The organism is Ruegeria sp. E5 (genome assembly GCF_056534105.1).
Genome location: NZ_JBQFPA010000001.1, coordinates 1,614,180 through 1,629,285 on the forward strand (window position 1 = coordinate 1,614,180; position 15,106 = coordinate 1,629,285).

At 57.5% G+C, this 15,106-nt stretch carries 16 protein-coding genes; 5 read left to right on the forward strand and 11 right to left on the reverse strand.

Annotated features, from left to right (window positions below):
* Window positions 1–35: 35 nt before the first annotated feature.
* Genes paaZ through ACR0BI_RS08105 form a run of 4 tightly spaced genes read right to left on the reverse strand, consistent with a single transcriptional unit; the run spans window position 36 to window position 5,017 of the window.
* Window positions 36–2,060, reverse strand: coding sequence for a phenylacetic acid degradation bifunctional protein PaaZ (gene paaZ / locus ACR0BI_RS08090; protein ID WP_480563125.1), 2,025 nt, complete (start codon window positions 2,058–2,060; stop codon window positions 36–38).
* 27 nt (window positions 2,061–2,087) lie between these two features.
* Window positions 2,088–3,440: a TRAP transporter large permease gene (locus tag ACR0BI_RS08095; protein ID WP_170397698.1), complete on the reverse strand. Its 1,353-nt coding sequence runs from the start codon at window positions 3,438–3,440 to the stop codon at window positions 2,088–2,090.
* A complete protein-coding gene (locus ACR0BI_RS08100) occupies window positions 3,440–3,943 on the reverse strand; it encodes a TRAP transporter small permease (RefSeq protein WP_170397701.1) in 504 nt (167 codons plus the stop codon). Before ACR0BI_RS08100 ends, ACR0BI_RS08095 begins: the two co-directional genes overlap by 1 nt.
* A gap of 54 nt (window positions 3,944–3,997) precedes the next feature.
* Window positions 3,998–5,017, reverse strand: coding sequence for a TRAP transporter substrate-binding protein (locus ACR0BI_RS08105; RefSeq protein ID WP_170397704.1), 1,020 nt, complete (start codon window positions 5,015–5,017; stop codon window positions 3,998–4,000).
* Window positions 5,018–5,217: 200 nt separating this feature from the next.
* On the opposite strand from ACR0BI_RS08105, the gene paaG reads away from it, so the two are divergent.
* The 5 genes from paaG (at window position 5,218) to ACR0BI_RS08130 (ending at window position 8,660) form a co-directional block, all read left to right on the forward strand.
* Complete coding sequence (paaG, locus tag ACR0BI_RS08110) at window positions 5,218–6,003, forward strand: 2-(1,2-epoxy-1,2-dihydrophenyl)acetyl-CoA isomerase PaaG (RefSeq protein WP_480563127.1); 786 nt, start codon at window positions 5,218–5,220, stop codon at window positions 6,001–6,003.
* Between the two features lies 1 nt (window position 6,004).
* Window positions 6,005–6,433 carry a hydroxyphenylacetyl-CoA thioesterase PaaI gene (gene paaI, locus ACR0BI_RS08115; protein WP_170397710.1) on the forward strand — a complete coding sequence of 143 codons (429 nt, stop codon included), beginning with the start codon at window positions 6,005–6,007 and terminating at the stop codon, window positions 6,431–6,433.
* Between the two features lie 15 nt (window positions 6,434–6,448).
* Window positions 6,449–7,756 (forward strand): phenylacetate--CoA ligase PaaK, encoded by a 1,308-nt coding sequence (gene paaK, locus ACR0BI_RS08120; protein ID WP_480563128.1) that lies wholly within the window; start codon window positions 6,449–6,451, stop codon window positions 7,754–7,756.
* A 22-nt stretch (window positions 7,757–7,778) separates the two neighbouring features.
* The gene (locus tag ACR0BI_RS08125; RefSeq protein ID WP_170596872.1) at window positions 7,779–8,375 is read left to right on the forward strand and encodes a TetR/AcrR family transcriptional regulator; all 597 of its coding nucleotides are present in this window, start codon (window positions 7,779–7,781) and stop codon (window positions 8,373–8,375) included.
* A gap of 69 nt (window positions 8,376–8,444) precedes the next feature.
* Window positions 8,445–8,660, forward strand: a complete 216-nt coding sequence (locus tag ACR0BI_RS08130) for a hypothetical protein (RefSeq protein ID WP_170596871.1) — start codon at window positions 8,445–8,447, stop codon at window positions 8,658–8,660.
* Between the two features lie 3 nt (window positions 8,661–8,663).
* Here the strand turns inward: ACR0BI_RS08130 and ACR0BI_RS08135 are convergent, their stop codons facing one another.
* From ACR0BI_RS08135 to pcaF, 7 genes are read right to left on the reverse strand one after another with little or no spacing between them, the layout of a single operon-like run.
* Window positions 8,664–9,422 (reverse strand): Phenylacetic acid catabolic protein, encoded by a 759-nt coding sequence (locus tag ACR0BI_RS08135; protein WP_480563130.1) that lies wholly within the window; start codon window positions 9,420–9,422, stop codon window positions 8,664–8,666.
* 12 nt (window positions 9,423–9,434) lie between these two features.
* Complete coding sequence (locus tag ACR0BI_RS08140) at window positions 9,435–10,508, reverse strand: 2Fe-2S iron-sulfur cluster-binding protein (protein WP_170397725.1); 1,074 nt, start codon at window positions 10,506–10,508, stop codon at window positions 9,435–9,437.
* Window positions 10,509–10,522: 14 nt separating this feature from the next.
* Window positions 10,523–10,981, reverse strand: coding sequence for a 1,2-phenylacetyl-CoA epoxidase subunit PaaD (paaD, locus tag ACR0BI_RS08145; RefSeq protein WP_480563131.1), 459 nt, complete (start codon window positions 10,979–10,981; stop codon window positions 10,523–10,525).
* A gap of 6 nt (window positions 10,982–10,987) precedes the next feature.
* Entirely contained in the window at window positions 10,988–11,755 is a 768-nt protein-coding gene (paaC, locus tag ACR0BI_RS08150; RefSeq protein WP_480563133.1) for a 1,2-phenylacetyl-CoA epoxidase subunit PaaC, read from the reverse strand.
* On the reverse strand, window positions 11,755–12,039 hold the full coding sequence (gene paaB / locus ACR0BI_RS08155) for a 1,2-phenylacetyl-CoA epoxidase subunit PaaB (protein ID WP_170404692.1): 285 nt from the start codon (window positions 12,037–12,039) through the stop codon (window positions 11,755–11,757). The genes paaC and paaB overlap by 1 nt, the downstream gene beginning before the upstream one ends.
* A 23-nt stretch (window positions 12,040–12,062) precedes the next feature.
* The gene (gene paaA, locus ACR0BI_RS08160; protein WP_170404695.1) at window positions 12,063–13,055 is read right to left on the reverse strand and encodes a 1,2-phenylacetyl-CoA epoxidase subunit PaaA; all 993 of its coding nucleotides are present in this window, start codon (window positions 13,053–13,055) and stop codon (window positions 12,063–12,065) included.
* A 15-nt stretch (window positions 13,056–13,070) separates the two neighbouring features.
* Window positions 13,071–14,273: a 3-oxoadipyl-CoA thiolase gene (pcaF, locus tag ACR0BI_RS08165; protein ID WP_170511547.1), complete on the reverse strand. Its 1,203-nt coding sequence runs from the start codon at window positions 14,271–14,273 to the stop codon at window positions 13,071–13,073.
* Between the last annotated feature and the right edge of the window lie 833 nt (window positions 14,274–15,106).

The window sequence follows — 15,106 nt, forward strand, 5'->3', positions numbered from 1 at the left end:
TTAGGCCCAATAAGAAAAACAGGTAGTACAGCGGGTCAGCGGGCGTTCATGGTCAGAAGCTCGTATTCTGCGACCGGTTCGTCATCTTGATTGGTCAGGGACACGTGCCAGCGAACCTCGCCATAATCGTCATTGCGTGGGGTTTTCTGCTTTACCGTCAGGCGCACCTTGATGCTGTCGCCAGCAACAACGGGCTTCATGAACCGCAGCCCGTCCAGCCCGGTATTGGCCAGCACCGGCCCATCGTTCGGTTCAACAAATAGGCCCGCCGCAAAACTGAGCAACAGATAACCATGCGCCACACGACCGGGGAAGAACGGATTTCGCGCCGCCGCGTCCTCGTCCATATGCGCATAAAAGGTATCGCCGGTGAAATTGGCGAAGTGTTCGATATCCTCCAGCGTGACAGTGCGCGGGGCTGTGTGCAGCGTCTCGCCGACCTGCAACTCACCAAATTTACGGGTGAAGGGATGGGCCGGACCTTGGATTTCGGGCGCTCCTGGCACCCATTTGGTGCTGATACCACTGAGTATGCGCGGGGAGCCCTGAATGGCCGTGCGCTGCATATAGTGTTTCACACCGCGCACGCCGCCCATTTCCTCACCACCGCCCGCACGGCCCGGCCCTCCATGCACCATATGGGGCAACGGAGATCCGTGGCCGGTCGATTCAGCCATCGAGTCGCGGTCGTTGATGTAAATCCGCCCGTTATAGGCTGCGGCCCCCATCACTACGTTGTGCGCGACCTTTGTGTCGTGAGTGATCAGCGACGTGACCAGAGACCCCTGCCCGCGATTGGCAAGTGCCACCGCATGATCCAGATCGCGGTAGCCCATGAGGGTCGAAACTGGGCCGAAGGCCTCGGTATCGTGCACGCGCTGCGCTTTGTCGGGGTCAGCACAGTAAAACAGCATCGGGGGAACGAATGCGCCGGTTTCAGGGCCGTGCAGGTCGAACGCGTCGGGGTTGCCATAAACCCGTTCAGCCTCTTGCCCGATCAGAGCTGCCTTTTCCAGAACGTCGGCTTTCTGCCCGTTCGACACCAGCGCGCCCATGTGAGTGGTGTCGGAACGGGGGTCGCCGATGGTGATATTTGCCAATCGGTCAGACAGCGCGGCAATTATGGCGTCGACCTGCAGCTGGGGCGCGATGATGCGTCGGATCGCAGTGCATTTCTGGCCCGCCTTTGTGGTCATCTCGCGCGAGACTTCCTTGACGAACAGGTCAAATTCGGGCGTGCCGGGCGTGGCATCGGGCCCGAGGATGGAAGCGTTCAAGCTGTCCTGCTCGGCCACAAACCGGACCGAGTTCTGCAAGATCGCAGGCGTCTGCCGCAGCTTCAACGCGGTGTTCGCCGAGCCTGTGAAGCTGACCACATCCTGACAATCCAAGTGATCGAGCATGTCGCCCAACCCGCCTGAGACCAGCTGTAGCGCACCGGCAGGCAGGATGCCGCTATCCAGCATGATCCGCACTGCCAGTTCGGTGACGTAGCAACTGTTGGTAGCCGGCTTGACGATTGCAGGCACGCCAGCCAGCAGCGTCGGGGCCAGCTTTTCCAGCATCCCCCAGACCGGGAAGTTGAAGGCGTTGATATGAACCGCGACCCCTTGCAGGGGCGTGCAGATATGCTGCCCTAAAAAGGTGCCATTGCGTGACAACTGCTCGATTTCGCCGTCCAGATAAACCTGCGCATCCGGCATCTCGCGCCGGCCTTTTGAGGCAAAGACAAACATCGTGCCGATGCCACCATCGATATCGATCAGGTGGTCCTTCTGCGTAGCTCCGGTTTCGAAACTCAGGTCGTAAAGGACTTGTTTATGCGCCGAAAGCTCTTGCGCCAGCGCCTTGAGCATCCGGGCACGATCATGGAACGTTAACTTGCGCAGCGTGGGGCCACCGGTATTGCGCGCATAGTCAAGCATCGCCTGTACGTCGAGCGCGGCATTGCCAGCGCTGGCAAACGGTGCGCCGGTGATGGCGGATGCGATGGTGCGTGCGCCTTCTCCAGGCGCGACCCAAGTACCAGCGGCGAAGCTGGAAATCTGATGCAGGGACATGGTGATCTCCTATTTGATGCGGTGGGACTAGTGTCCCAAAGCGCCCATTTGCTGCGGCAGATACAGCACCACGATGGGCACCAGCACGATCAGCGCGAGGCGGAAGATATCGGCGATCCAGAACGGAGTGACGCCGCGAAATATGGTGCCGGTTGAGACGTCGCCCACCACGCCTTTCAGAATGAAGACGTTCAGGCCCACGGGTGGAGTGATCAGCGAGATTTCGGTGACAACCACGACGACGATGCCAAACCAGATTGGGTCATAGCCCAGAGACGTGACCAACGGGAAGAAGATCGGAACCGTCAGCAACAGCATCGAGAGGGATTCGAAGACGCAACCCAGAATGATGTAGATACCAAGGATCATCAGGATCACGACAAACGGAGCCACATCATAGGCGGTCACCATCGCGATCAGGGCTTCGGGCAAACCGGCCAGATTGATGAAATTCGAGAATATTTGCGCACCAATCAACACCGCGAACAAGGCAGACGCGGTAAAGCAGGTCTCTTTCAGGACCTCGAAAGTTGAGCCTACAGTCAACCCTCCGCGAAAGAGCGCAATCAAGAAGGCCCCGGCGGCGCCCATGCCCGCGGCCTCGGTGGGGGAGAAGGTCAAGTTCAATGGCTCGAAATCGAAGGCTCCATACAGCCCACCAATGACTAGAAAGAACAGCAGCAGCACCGCCCAAACCGAGCCCAGCGCACGGATGCGTTCGGACCATGTGGCACGCTCTCCGGCTGGGCCGGCCTCGGGGTTGCGCCAGACGGTCCAGCGCACGGCGAAGAGGTAGAACAGAATGCCGAGGATGCCGGGGATGATGCCCGCCATGAACAGTTTCCCGATCGAGGTCTCGGTCAGCAACCCGTAGATGACCAGAATGACCGATGGTGGGATCAGAATGCCCAATGTACCACCGGCGGCAATCGAGGCGGTCGAGAGTTCATCGGAATAGCCGTAACGCCGCATCTGCGGCATCGCGACCTTTGACATCGTGGCGGCGGTTGCCAGCGACGATCCGCAGATAGCCGAAAATCCGCCACAGGCCGCAACCGTTGCCATGGCAATACCACCGCGCATGTGGCCAAGAAAGGCGTTGGACACCGCATAAAGCTCGCGCGCCATGCCGCCCTTGTTCACGAACAGGCCCATCAGGATGAACAGCGGCACAACCGACAGACCATAGTCCTGCGCAGTGTCGGTGATCTGTCGGCCCACCATGGACATGGCAGCCTTCATCCCGCGCTCATCAAAGATTGAGCCGCCACGCTCATAGGCAAATCCCAATGTGCCGACCAGACCCATGGCAAAGACGATAGGAAGGCGCACCAGCACCAAGATCAATACAATCGCAAATCCGATTAGCGCTGCGGTCATTACATAGGCTCCGACAGTGTATTTGGGGCGAAGGCCTTTAGCAGCCCAGTGGCGATCATCACCAGTGCAGTGATGGCAACAGACAGGGTAATGAACCAGCCGATCAGGTAGGTGGGGATTGAAAGATATTCGGTTACATCCCCATAATCCCGCGCTCGCTCGGCCAGGACCCAAACGCGCTGGACCGGCCAGAACAGCATGATGCCGCTGACCACATAGATCACAACGTCCCGCGCACGCGACAGATGCAGACGGTGGAAGAACCCGTCTGTCAGATCGACCGCGATATGGCCATTGGTGGTGGAGACGATCGGGAGGACAGAAAACACCAGAATTGCCATCAGAATGCGCGTCAGCTCAGTGGCGGCCTCAATGGGCGCATTGAAGACCGAACGCAGGATCACGTCGCAAAAGGTCATTACCATCAGGATAAACAGTGCAATGCAGGCCACGATCACGGGAAGGGCGCTGGCACGGCGCACAAGCTGAATAATAGGGGTCATGGGAAACTCGCGCAGGGTAAGTCAGGGCGGCGCAAGAGCCGCCCTGCAGTCGGATCAGTTCGAGGACATTTCCGATTTGATCATGTCATATGCGGCCTGTGCGTCGACTCCTGTTGCGTCAACCTCGGCGATGACCTTACCGCGGATGTCTTCGGCGATGGCCGAGAACTTCTCCATATCCGCATCTGTGGCAGCGTTGATGGCATTGCCTTCTGCCGCCTCGGTTGCCTCACGTCCAGTGGCGTCGATCTCATCCCAGATTTTACCGATCTCACGGCTCAGCGGTTCACCGAATACGTTTTCTTCCAGCGCCGTCTGCAGCTCGGGTGGCAGATCTGCGAAGGTGTCTTCGTTCATGATGAATGCAAACGAACCACGATAGAGGCCACCGGGCATCTCATAGACGTTCTGCGCAACCTCGGTCAGCTTGAAACCCTTGCGCGATTCCAGTGGCATGACCACGCCGTCGGCGGCTTTCGATGCCAGTGTTTCATAGACTTTCGGAGCGGGCACCTGAATGCCGGTCGCGCCAAGCGCCGCACCAACGTCTCCGCCAACGCCACCCGGGATACGTACTTTTAGGCCCGAAACCTCATCCAGAGTGGTTACTGGCGCGCTGGAATGCAGCTGCGCGGGTCCATGCGTGTGCAAGGCGATGACTTTGACACCACGATGCTCGTCAGCAGCTTTCAAGTACTTGTCGTAGGCGCGCCAGTAGGCAACCGAAGCGTCCTCGGCCGAGCCTTCGTAACCAGGCAGTTCGATCAGCTTGGTGGTGACGAAGCGTCCCGGTTGATAGCCGTGAAAGATAATCGAGGCATCGGCCGCGCCATCCATAATCAGGTCCATCTGCGCAGGCGGTGGAGCGATACCCAGCTTAAGCTCTGCGGTGACCTGCCCGTCAGTGGCCTCTTCTACCATTTCGACGAATTTGGGCCACATCTTTGCGTTGATGCCGTGGGTGGGTGGGGCCCAGCTGGAAATTGTCAGGGTGTAGTCAGCCGCAAAAGCAATGGTGCCGGACACCGCCAAGGTTGCAGACGCCAACAATGTGGTGAGCTTGGTGAATTTCATGACCGGGTCTCCTCCTCAAAATCGCAAGTCGTGAATGTGTTAATGGTACGTTTTGTAACTATCAACGACGAGAAATGCTGTTCCGCCCGCTGGCCAAAGTGCATTTCCGATCGCCGAGTCACAAACGGCTATAGAATTTATTGACCAACCGTTCGGTTTATGCAAGAAGTTTGTTGTAACTTATGAAAAGCGAACCGGGCATGTCCGACACGATTATTTCGCAGAATATGGGTCAATGGGTTGAAATTACACTCAATCGCCCTGATCGCCTGAACAGTTTCACGGATGAGATGCACCATGCCCTGCGCGCTGCACTTGAGGCCGCGCGTGACGGAGGTGCACGAGCGGTGCTGTTAACCGGCGCGGGGCGCGGGTTCTGCGCAGGGCAGGATTTGGGCGATCGAAACCCTGCCACGATGAAGGGTCCGCCGGATTTGGGCTATACGGTTCGCACCTTCTACGCGCCTTTGGTCCGCCTGATCAGGTCCTTGGAATTACCTGTTGTCTGCGCCGTCAATGGCGTTGCCGCCGGGGCTGGTGCGAATCTAGCCCTGGCTTGTGATGTGGTACTTGCCGCTGACTCCGCCAAGTTTATCCAATCATTTTCCAAAGTGGGCCTGATACCTGATACCGGCGGCAGTTGGCATCTGCCACGTTTGCTGGGTGAAGCCCGAGCCAAAGGGCTGGCCCTGACTGGGCAACCCCTGCCAGCAAAGCAGGCTGCGGATTGGGGGCTGATCTGGAAAGCAATTCCAGACGCTGAACTATTGACCGAGGCGCGCGCACTAACGGAACAGTTCGCCAATGGTCCGACGCTGGGACTTGGCCTGACGAAACAGACGATACAGGCGGCTGCCACGAATACCCTGACCGATCATCTCGAGATTGAGGCGGACGCAATAAAAACCTGCGGCGAAAGCGTCGACTATGCCGAGGGCGTTACTGCGTTTCTGGAAAAGCGCGCGCCAGTATTTCGGGGAGAATGAGATGACGCCGAAGGAACGCGCACAGAAAGCCGCTGCTGCCATGTGGGGGCGGGACAATGCCTCGAAATGGGCAGGCATGGAACTGGTGGAGATGGATGAAGGCGCTGCGACGCTGGCGTTGCAGGTGGCTGACCATCACTGCAACGGGCACGGGATCTGCCATGGCGGCGTGACATTCATGTTGGCCGACAGCGCCTTTGCCTTTGCCTGCAATAGTCGCAACCAGTCCACAGTCGCCCAGCACAATGTGATCAGCTACGTCGCGCCCGCGCGATCCGGTGATCTGCTGACGGCCCGCGCAACGGAACTGAGCCTGACAGGGCGCAGCGGCATCTATGACGTATCCATAACCAACCAAGCCGGACAAAAGATCGCAGAATTTCGGGGCTTTTCCCGCGCGGTCAAAGGCCCGGTGTTTGACGAGACCTGAGATGAGGGGGATGGCATGAAGGATCTTACTCCGAACAAGGCGGATCTTGATCCGATCGAGATCGCCTCGATTGATGAAATCCGCAACCTACAGTTGGATCGGCTGAAATGGTCGCTGCGCCATGCTTATGACAACGTGCCTATGTACCGGCAGCGGTTTGATGAGGCCGGTGTGCATCCTGACGACCTTCAGTCCCTCAGTGATCTGGCACGGTTTCCGTTTACCTACAAAAACGATCTGAGGGAAAACTATCCCTTTGGTCTGTTTGCAGTCCCGCGTGAGCAGATCATTCGTGTTCATGCCTCGTCGGGAACCACGGGTAAGCCAACCGTCGTGGGGTATACGCAAGGCGACATAGACAACTGGGCGGATCTGGTGGCGCGGTCATTGCGTGCCAGCGGTTTGCGCCGGGGCGACATGGTGCACAACGCCTATGGCTATGGCCTGTTCACCGGCGGTCTGGGCGCGCATTATGGAATCGAACGTCTGGGGGCCACGGTCGTCCCGATGAGCGGTGGGCAGACCGGCAAGCAGGTCGACCTGATCACTGACTTCAAACCAGACGGGATTATGGTAACACCATCATATATGCTGAACATTCTTGAGCAGTATCACAAGATTGGACTCGATCCGCGCGAAAGTTCCTTGGCTGTCGGCGTCTTTGGCGCTGAACCATGGACGGATTCGATGCGCTCCGAGGTTGAACAAGCATTCGATATGCATGCCGTCGATATCTACGGCCTGTCCGAGATCATGGGACCGGGCGTCGCCAATGAGTGCGTCGAAACCAAAGACGGGCCCGTGATCTGGGAAGACCACTTCTACCCCGAAATCATCGACCCGCAGACCGGCGAGGTCATGCCTGATGGTGAGATTGGTGAACTGGTCTTTACCACGCTGACCAAAGAAGGTCTTCCGATGATCCGCTATCGCACCCGTGACCTGACGCGGCTTTTGCCCGGCACGGCGCGGTCGATGCGTCGGATGGAAAAGATCACGGGCCGCTCGGATGACATGATCATTCTGCGAGGTGTCAACGTCTTCCCCAGTCAGATCGAGGAGCAGGTTCTGGCAATCGGCGGTCTGGCGCCCTACTACCAGATCGAACTTTATAAAGCTGGCCGGATGGACGCGATGCGCGTGCATGTCGAAGCAACGCCAGATGCAGCCGATGAGCTGAGCAAAACCGCCGCTGCTCGGATGCTATCTCGCCGGATTAAAGAGGTGGTTGGCATCTCGACCGAGATCGATATAGGCGAGCCGGGCGAGGTCGAACGCTCACAGGGCAAGGCCCGGCGTGTGATTGACAATCGGGACAGTTAAGCGACAGACGGAGGGTCAGGATTTGGCGCGCACGATAGCAAAAGACCACGACCATAAACGAACTCGCATCCTAAAATGCGCCGCCCGCGTCTTCGCGCAGGAAGGATTTGATCGGGCGTCAATGTCTCAGCTGGCGCGGGAGTGCGGGATATCCAAGGCCAATATCTATCACTACTACGACAGCAAGGACGCCATTCTGTTCGATATTCTCGACAGTTACCTGCTGCAATTGCGTGACCAGGTTTGCGGCTTGGACCTTGATGGGATGGAACCCGCGGATCGCTTGAAACGGGTGGTGCGGGAAATCCTACTGGCCTATCAAGGCGTGGATGATGAGCATCGCGTGCAAACCAGCGGCATGTCCGCATTGCCCGAAGAGCAGCAGAATCTGCTGCGTAGCTATCAGCGGGATCTGGTGGTGTTCGTCAGTGACATCATCGCCAGCATCTCGCCTGCAACTTTCAAGGATGATGCGGCCAAGCTTCGGGCCACGACCATGTCCGTTTTCGGAATGTTGAACTGGTTCTACATGTGGAATGCCGGGGCGGATGCCGACGCGCGCAGCGATTACGCCGCGTTGGTAAGCAATCTGACATTATCAGGTGTTGATGGCCTTTGAACCCTTGTTGGCACAGAGTTGATTTGGCTCTGCGGTCAGGATGAGGTTCAATATGGGCGGAGGTCACCCATGCAACGCCCTGATCGTTTCGATAAATTCTATTTCGCCAAAGTAGGTCTGGGCGAAGCCTGTGGCTGCGCCGAGCGGGTGATTGACGTTTTTGAGTTCAATCGGAAATGTGGTGCTAAAGCCCAGCAGTCATTGAAGAAAGATCGGCGAAAGCGTCGCACGCTTCGCGGATTGGCCGTGAAGTATGGGTTGCTGAGCCGTAAACGCCAACTTTGAAAGCTAGGGTACTTTAAGTCCCAGCTTTTCGATCTGTTCGGTCGCTTTTACTGTCCACTGATCTTTCATCTCAATCCCGGTTAATTGCCGCAGCCCCAGCTTGCGGAGCGTTTCGGTTTTCTCGGCTGTGCCCGCCCCAAAACTTGCCGCGACCCGGGGCCACCAATAGTCGACCGACGCTTGCATTTCTGCAGCCTTCCCCTGTTCGATCAGCTTGCCCGCACCCTCTAGCGCAAGCTCCCCATGGCGCGCCTCGATCGGGGAAATCTCGCGGAAGGCCTCGGCCAGAGGCTGATAGGATATCTGCGAAAACTGAGCCAGTTGGACGTCAACCGCTAGGCTCATCAGCAGGTTCATAACCACGGCATCTTCCCATCCTTCGATCGGATAGTTGAATACAGCAAGGCGCATGTCGTGTTCGGACCGCGTAGCCCCGATATCCGCATCACGATCCAGACGTGTGGTCCAGGGATGGTGATTTGCATAGCGGTCAGTGTTGGCTCCGAACTCGCCCATGATTTTCAGGACACGATCTGCGTTGTCGGTCTTTTCCAGCACAATCTTGGCCGCCGCGATGCGTTCCTTGATGCCCGGGCCCAGATTTATGATGTCGGCAAAGCCCGCTGCGCCGGCCAGTTCGCTGTCCACGAAGGTCGCCATCAGTTTCATGAGCTCTGCACGATAGCGCGGAGGCACGTTGGTTGGATTACTCAGGACACCACCCGCTGCCAAATAGCTCTCGATTGTCATGTCTTCAGCCATCATTCCCTCCGTCTACTGATCGTAGTCCACGACAACGGTGTCGGTCATCGGATAGGCCTGACAGCTCAGGACGTATCCTTTCTCGACTTCGTAGTCTTCCAATGCGTGATTGGCGACCATCTCGACCTCGCCCTCAAGCACTCGGCAGCGGCAGGTTGAACAGACCCCGGCCTTACAGGCGTAAGGCGCGTCCATCGCATTCTCCAACGCGGCATCGAGAATCGATTGATCCTTCGGCATGGTGATCGTTTGCGTTGCCCCGTCCATGGTGATTGATGTTTTGGTCTGGTTGTCCTGAGATGCCGTGTCCGCCCCGCTTACTTTGCGCTTGACCCGACCGGGTTGAGCGCTGGCGAAGAGTTCAAACTTGATCTGCCCGTCGTTCAGCCCATGCGCCCGCAGGGCTGAGGCAATGCCCAGCATCATCGGCTCGGGGCCGCAGATAAACGCCGTGTCGACGTTCTGAATATCGATCCAGTGTTCAAAAAGTTCGGCACATTTGTCTTGCGTGACCAGACCGGTAAAAAGCTCGATTTCCTGCGCGTCTGTTTCCAGAATATGGATCACGTTCAGACGCCCCATATAGAGGTTCTTGAGGTCCTCAAGCTCCTCTCGGAACATGATCGTGTTCACGCCCTTGTTGGCATATACCAATGTGAACCGCGAATGCGGTTCTCGGGCAAGCGTCGTCTTCAGGATCGAGAGAACCGGCGTGATGCCCGACCCACCCGCAAAGCCCAGATAATGCTTTTCGGCGGAGGGATCGATTGCGGTGTAAAAGCTGCCCATCGGCGGCATCGCCTGCACCGTATCGCCCACCTTTAGATCGGAGTTGGCCCAGGTCGAGAATGCGCCGCCATCCACGCGCTTGATCCCCACCTGCAGAATGCCCTCATCCTTGCCCGCGCAGATCGAATAGGACCGGCGCAGTTCTTCCCCGTCGAAATCGCGGCGGAAGGTCAGGTACTGGCCTTGGGTAAAGTCGAATTCATCGGCTGAACCGTTTACAGGTTTCAGCGTCACGACCACCGCATCGCGGATGGTTTTGTGAACATCGGTAACTTCCAGATCATGAAAGCGTGCCATCCGGTGATCCTCCCTCAGATGCACTTGAAATAGTCAAAAGGTTCCAGGCAGTCGGTGCAGCGCCAATGGGCCTTGCAAGGGGTCGAGCCAAACTGGCTGACCTTATCAACCGCCTTGCTACCGCAATGTGGGCAGCGTTCAGGTCCACCTGCAGGCTGCGGCGGGGCGATGCCGTAATCCTCGAGCCGAGCACGGCCCTTGTCGCTGAGCCAATCGGTGGTCCAAGCCGGTGCGATACTTGTCTCGATCCGCAGATCGTCGATTCCATGATCACGCAGCGCAGTTTCGATATCCATGCTGATGACCGAGGTCGCCGGGCAGCCCGAATAGGTCGGCGTGACGGTAACCGTCAGAGTGTCTTCATCCCATCGCACATCGCGTACAATGCCCAGATCGACGACCGAGATCACCGGAATCTCAGGGTCTGGTACAGCGTCCAGCCATTCCCACACCTGATCCGTTGAAGCCCGCATTGATCCTTACCACTTCGCGCCGGGATATGCGCGCTGCAACCACTGCATCTGTGTCAGAAGATGGCCCAGATGCTCGGTATGCATGCGACCGTCGCGCCCGCCCTTATGGGCAAAGCGGCTTTCGGGAATGGTTAGTGTCGCCTCGGACAGCACACGCTCGATCAGAGCGTCATATTCTGCGCGCAGATCTGCCGGGTTCGGGGCAATCCTCGCCGCAACCATTTCTGCATCAACATCGTCACTGGCAAACATCTCGCCGACATATGGCCAGAGATAGTCCAGCGCCTCTTGCATGCGGGCATGACTTTCCTCGGTCCCGTCGCCGAGGCCCACAACCGTGTCGCCCGAGCGTTCGAGGTGGTAGGTGACCTCTTTGCTGGCCTTGGCGGCAATCGCAGCGACCCGGTCGTCAGAGGATGTCATCAGACGCCCCAGCATGATCGAATGCCACGCATCGAACAGGAACTGACGCATCAGCGTGTGGCCGAAATCGCCGTTCGGCACTTCGACCAGCAGCACATTGCGGAAATCCCAGGCATCTCGCAGAAAGGCCAGATCATCGGCGGATTTGCCGCCGTCGATCTCACCCGCAAGACCCAGCCACATCTGAGTCTGACCGATCAGGTCCAGCGCGGTATTGGCCAGCGCGATGTCTTCCTCCAGCACAGGCGCATGGCCGCACCATTCGCTGACGCGATGGCCGAGGATCAGGGTATTGTCCCCCATCCGCAGCAGAAACTGCAGCAAAGCATCATTGGAAACCGGAACACTCATTACATCGCCCCCACTTCTTCGGGAATATCGAAGAAGGTTGGATGGCGGTACACTTTGCTTTCGCTGGGCTCGTACAGCGGACCTTTGTCGCTGGGCGATGAGGCCGAGATGTTGTTGGCCTCAACCACCCAGATCGAAACGCCTTCGTTGCGGCGCGTGTAGACATCGCGCGCGTTCTTGATCGCCATTTCCGCGTCCGGGGCGTGTAACGACCCAACATGGCGGTGGCTCATGCCATGTTGTCCGCGGATGAAGATTTCCCACAGGGGCCATTCGTTGTTCATTTGGTATCCTCCTCAGGGCAGTCTTATTCTGCAGCCAGATTTGCGGCGCGTTTCTTGCGGGCATGAGCCAGCAGCCCGTCGCGAACCCATTTACCGTCGTCCCACGCCTTGTTACGCGCGGCCAGCCGGTCGACATTGCAGGGGCCGTTGCCCTTGATCACATCGAAAAACTCGGACCAGTCCGGGTCGGTGTAATCATAATGGCCCCGTTCTTCGTTCCATTTCAGGTCCGGGTCAGGGATACTCAGACCCAGATATTCGGCCTGAGGCACGGTCTGATCCACGAATTTCTGGCGCAGCTCGTCATTGGTGTTGATCTTGATCTTCCACGCCATGGATTGCGCCGAATGCACGCTTTCCTTGTCCGACGGCCCGAACATCATCAGCGACGGGTACCACAGTCGATTTATTGCATCCTGCGCCATCTTACGCTGCTCTGGCGTACCCTCTGCCATCTTGCGGATCGCATCATAGCCCTGGCGCTGGTGAAAGCTCTCTTCTTTGCAGATGCGGATCATTGCGCGCGAGTATGGTCCGAAGGATGTCCGCTGCAGCGGAACCTGGTTCATGATCGCAGCGCCATCGACCAGCCATCCGACCGCGCCGATATCAGCCCAGTTCAGGGTCGGATAGTTAAAGATCGACGAGTATTTCATGCGCCCGTCCAGCAGCATCTCGGTGATCTCATCCCGGCTGACACCCAGCGTTTCTGCTGCGCAATAGAGATACAGCCCATGCCCGGCCTCATCCTGCACCTTGGCCAGCAGGATCGCCTTGCGCTCCAGCGTTGGCGCTCGGGTGATCCAGTTTCCTTCGGGCAGCTGGCCTACGATTTCAGAATGTGCGTGCTGGCCAATTTGACGGATCAGTGTCGCGCGATAGTCGTCGGGCATCCAATCCTTGGGCTCGATCTTGATATCGGCGTCGATCTTGTCCTGAAACGCGCGTTCCTGCTCGGTCATCTCCTCGCGGGATTTCACGCCTGTTCCGGCTGTTTTGATCATCTGAGCGTACATGTGAGGTCTCCTCCCTTACACACGTTCAAGAATAAGTGCGGCACCCTGCCCTACCCCGACACACATGGTGCAGAGCGCGTAGCGGCCTCCGGTGCGGCGCAGTTGATAGGCAGCAGTCATCACTAGCCGCGCACCGCTCATTCCAAGCGGGTGGCCAATGGCGATCGCCCCGCCATTTGGGTTCACATGCGGCGCATCATCGGGCACCCCGAGTTCGCGCAGCGTGGCTAGGCCCTGCGAGGCAAACGCCTCGTTCAATTCTATCACATCCATCTGATCAATGCTGAGCCCAGCCCGTGCAAGCACCTTACGGCTGGCTGGAACCGGGCCGATGCCCATCACGCGCGGCTCCACCCCAGCAACGGACATGCCAACCACACGGGCAATCGGGATCAGATCGTTCTTTGCCGCAGCAGATTCATTCGCCATCAGGATCGCCGCCGCGCCGTCGTTAACACCCGAGGCGTTTCCAGCGGTCACAGTCTTGTCCACCCCGTTGATGCCCTTTAGGCCAGACAGTTTCTCTGCTGTAGTCCCCGGACGTGGATGCTCGTCCGTATCGACCACCACCGGGTCACCTTTGCGCTGTGGGATTGTGACCGGGGTGATCTCCTCCTGAAACACCCCGGTCTGGTGCGCCGCGGCCCAGCGGGCCTGGCTGCGTTCGGCAAACGCGTCCTGATCGGAGCGACTGATACCATAAGCTTCCGCTACGTTATCCGCTGTTTCGGGCATCGAGTCGATACCAAATTCCTTTTCCATTTTCGGGTTCACAAAGCGCCAGCCGATCGTGGTGTCGTAAACGGCATTGGCACGAGTAAAGGCGGATGTTGCCTTGGGCATCACAAATGGCGCACGCGACATGCTTTCGACCCCACCCGCGATCGCCATGTCATAATCCCCAGCCTTGATGGCGCGCGCAGCCATGCCCACCGCATCCATGCCAGACGCGCAGAGCCGATTGATTGTCGTTCCCGGTACATCCACCGGCAGCCCTGCCAGCAACGCCGCCATCCGCGCCACATTGCGGTTGCTTTCACCGGCTTGGTTCGCATCGCCATAAATCACGTCGTCCAGACTGGACCAATCCACCTGTGGGTTACGCGCGACAAGCGAAGCGATTGGCAGGGCGGCAAGATCATCTGTGCGCACCTGGCTTAGTCCACCACCATATCGTCCGATCGGGGTGCGCTGGGCGTCGCAGATAAAGGCGTCCATAGGTCGATTACTCCGAATTTGAATTCACATCATTAAGTGACCGATAGGTCGGTTAATAAGCCTCTCATCGATTCGCAGCAAGCATTATGTTACTTCAACTACGTTTTCTTGATTTTTCCGTAACGCATTGACTCGCTGCGAGTAACTTGGTCGTGTGAAGTGTAGTCTCTGCCGGCTTACCACCTGCGCCAATACCGTCTCAGACCTTTGATAAGGGTTCCTTCAACACAAAATTTGACAAATCGAAAGCGTACTTAGACCGCTTCGAATAGGCAGTTTGAAAGGTTGCCATTTTCAGATTGGAGTTCCAGTAAACGTCAGTATCTGCAGCAGACATCGCACCGGATTGGCTGGTTTTGACCTATAGCGTTTAATGAATGACACTTAACCGCTTTCGTCCCAACAGCTGCCTCCAGTCATCGCCAATCATCAAGTTAACTTTGAAAAGAAGCGTTGAATGATCTATACACAAAAGCCGAGGTGATGACGATCATCCGCTGCCTTCTGTCGGAGACCCAGTAGGTCCCCGAAGAACGGAAGTATGCGATTAAACTTGTTGGGGAACTTGCGGATTTGCTTACTTTGGGGGCGTCCCAGAATGAACAAAACCGCCCTAGGGCGGTGCGTAAACATCTGATGTTGCACGGTGTTTTTTGTTTGCGGGAGTAGGATTTGAACCTCTGAGTTTCAGGTTATGAGCCTGACGAGGTTTGATCGTTAATCGAACGGTCCGGTGGACTGTTTGTAGTCTGCGCGGGCTGCTCTGGGATTTTCTAAAGTTGGTTGCGGGAGCAGGATTTGAACCTGCGACCTTCAGGTTATGAGCCTGACGA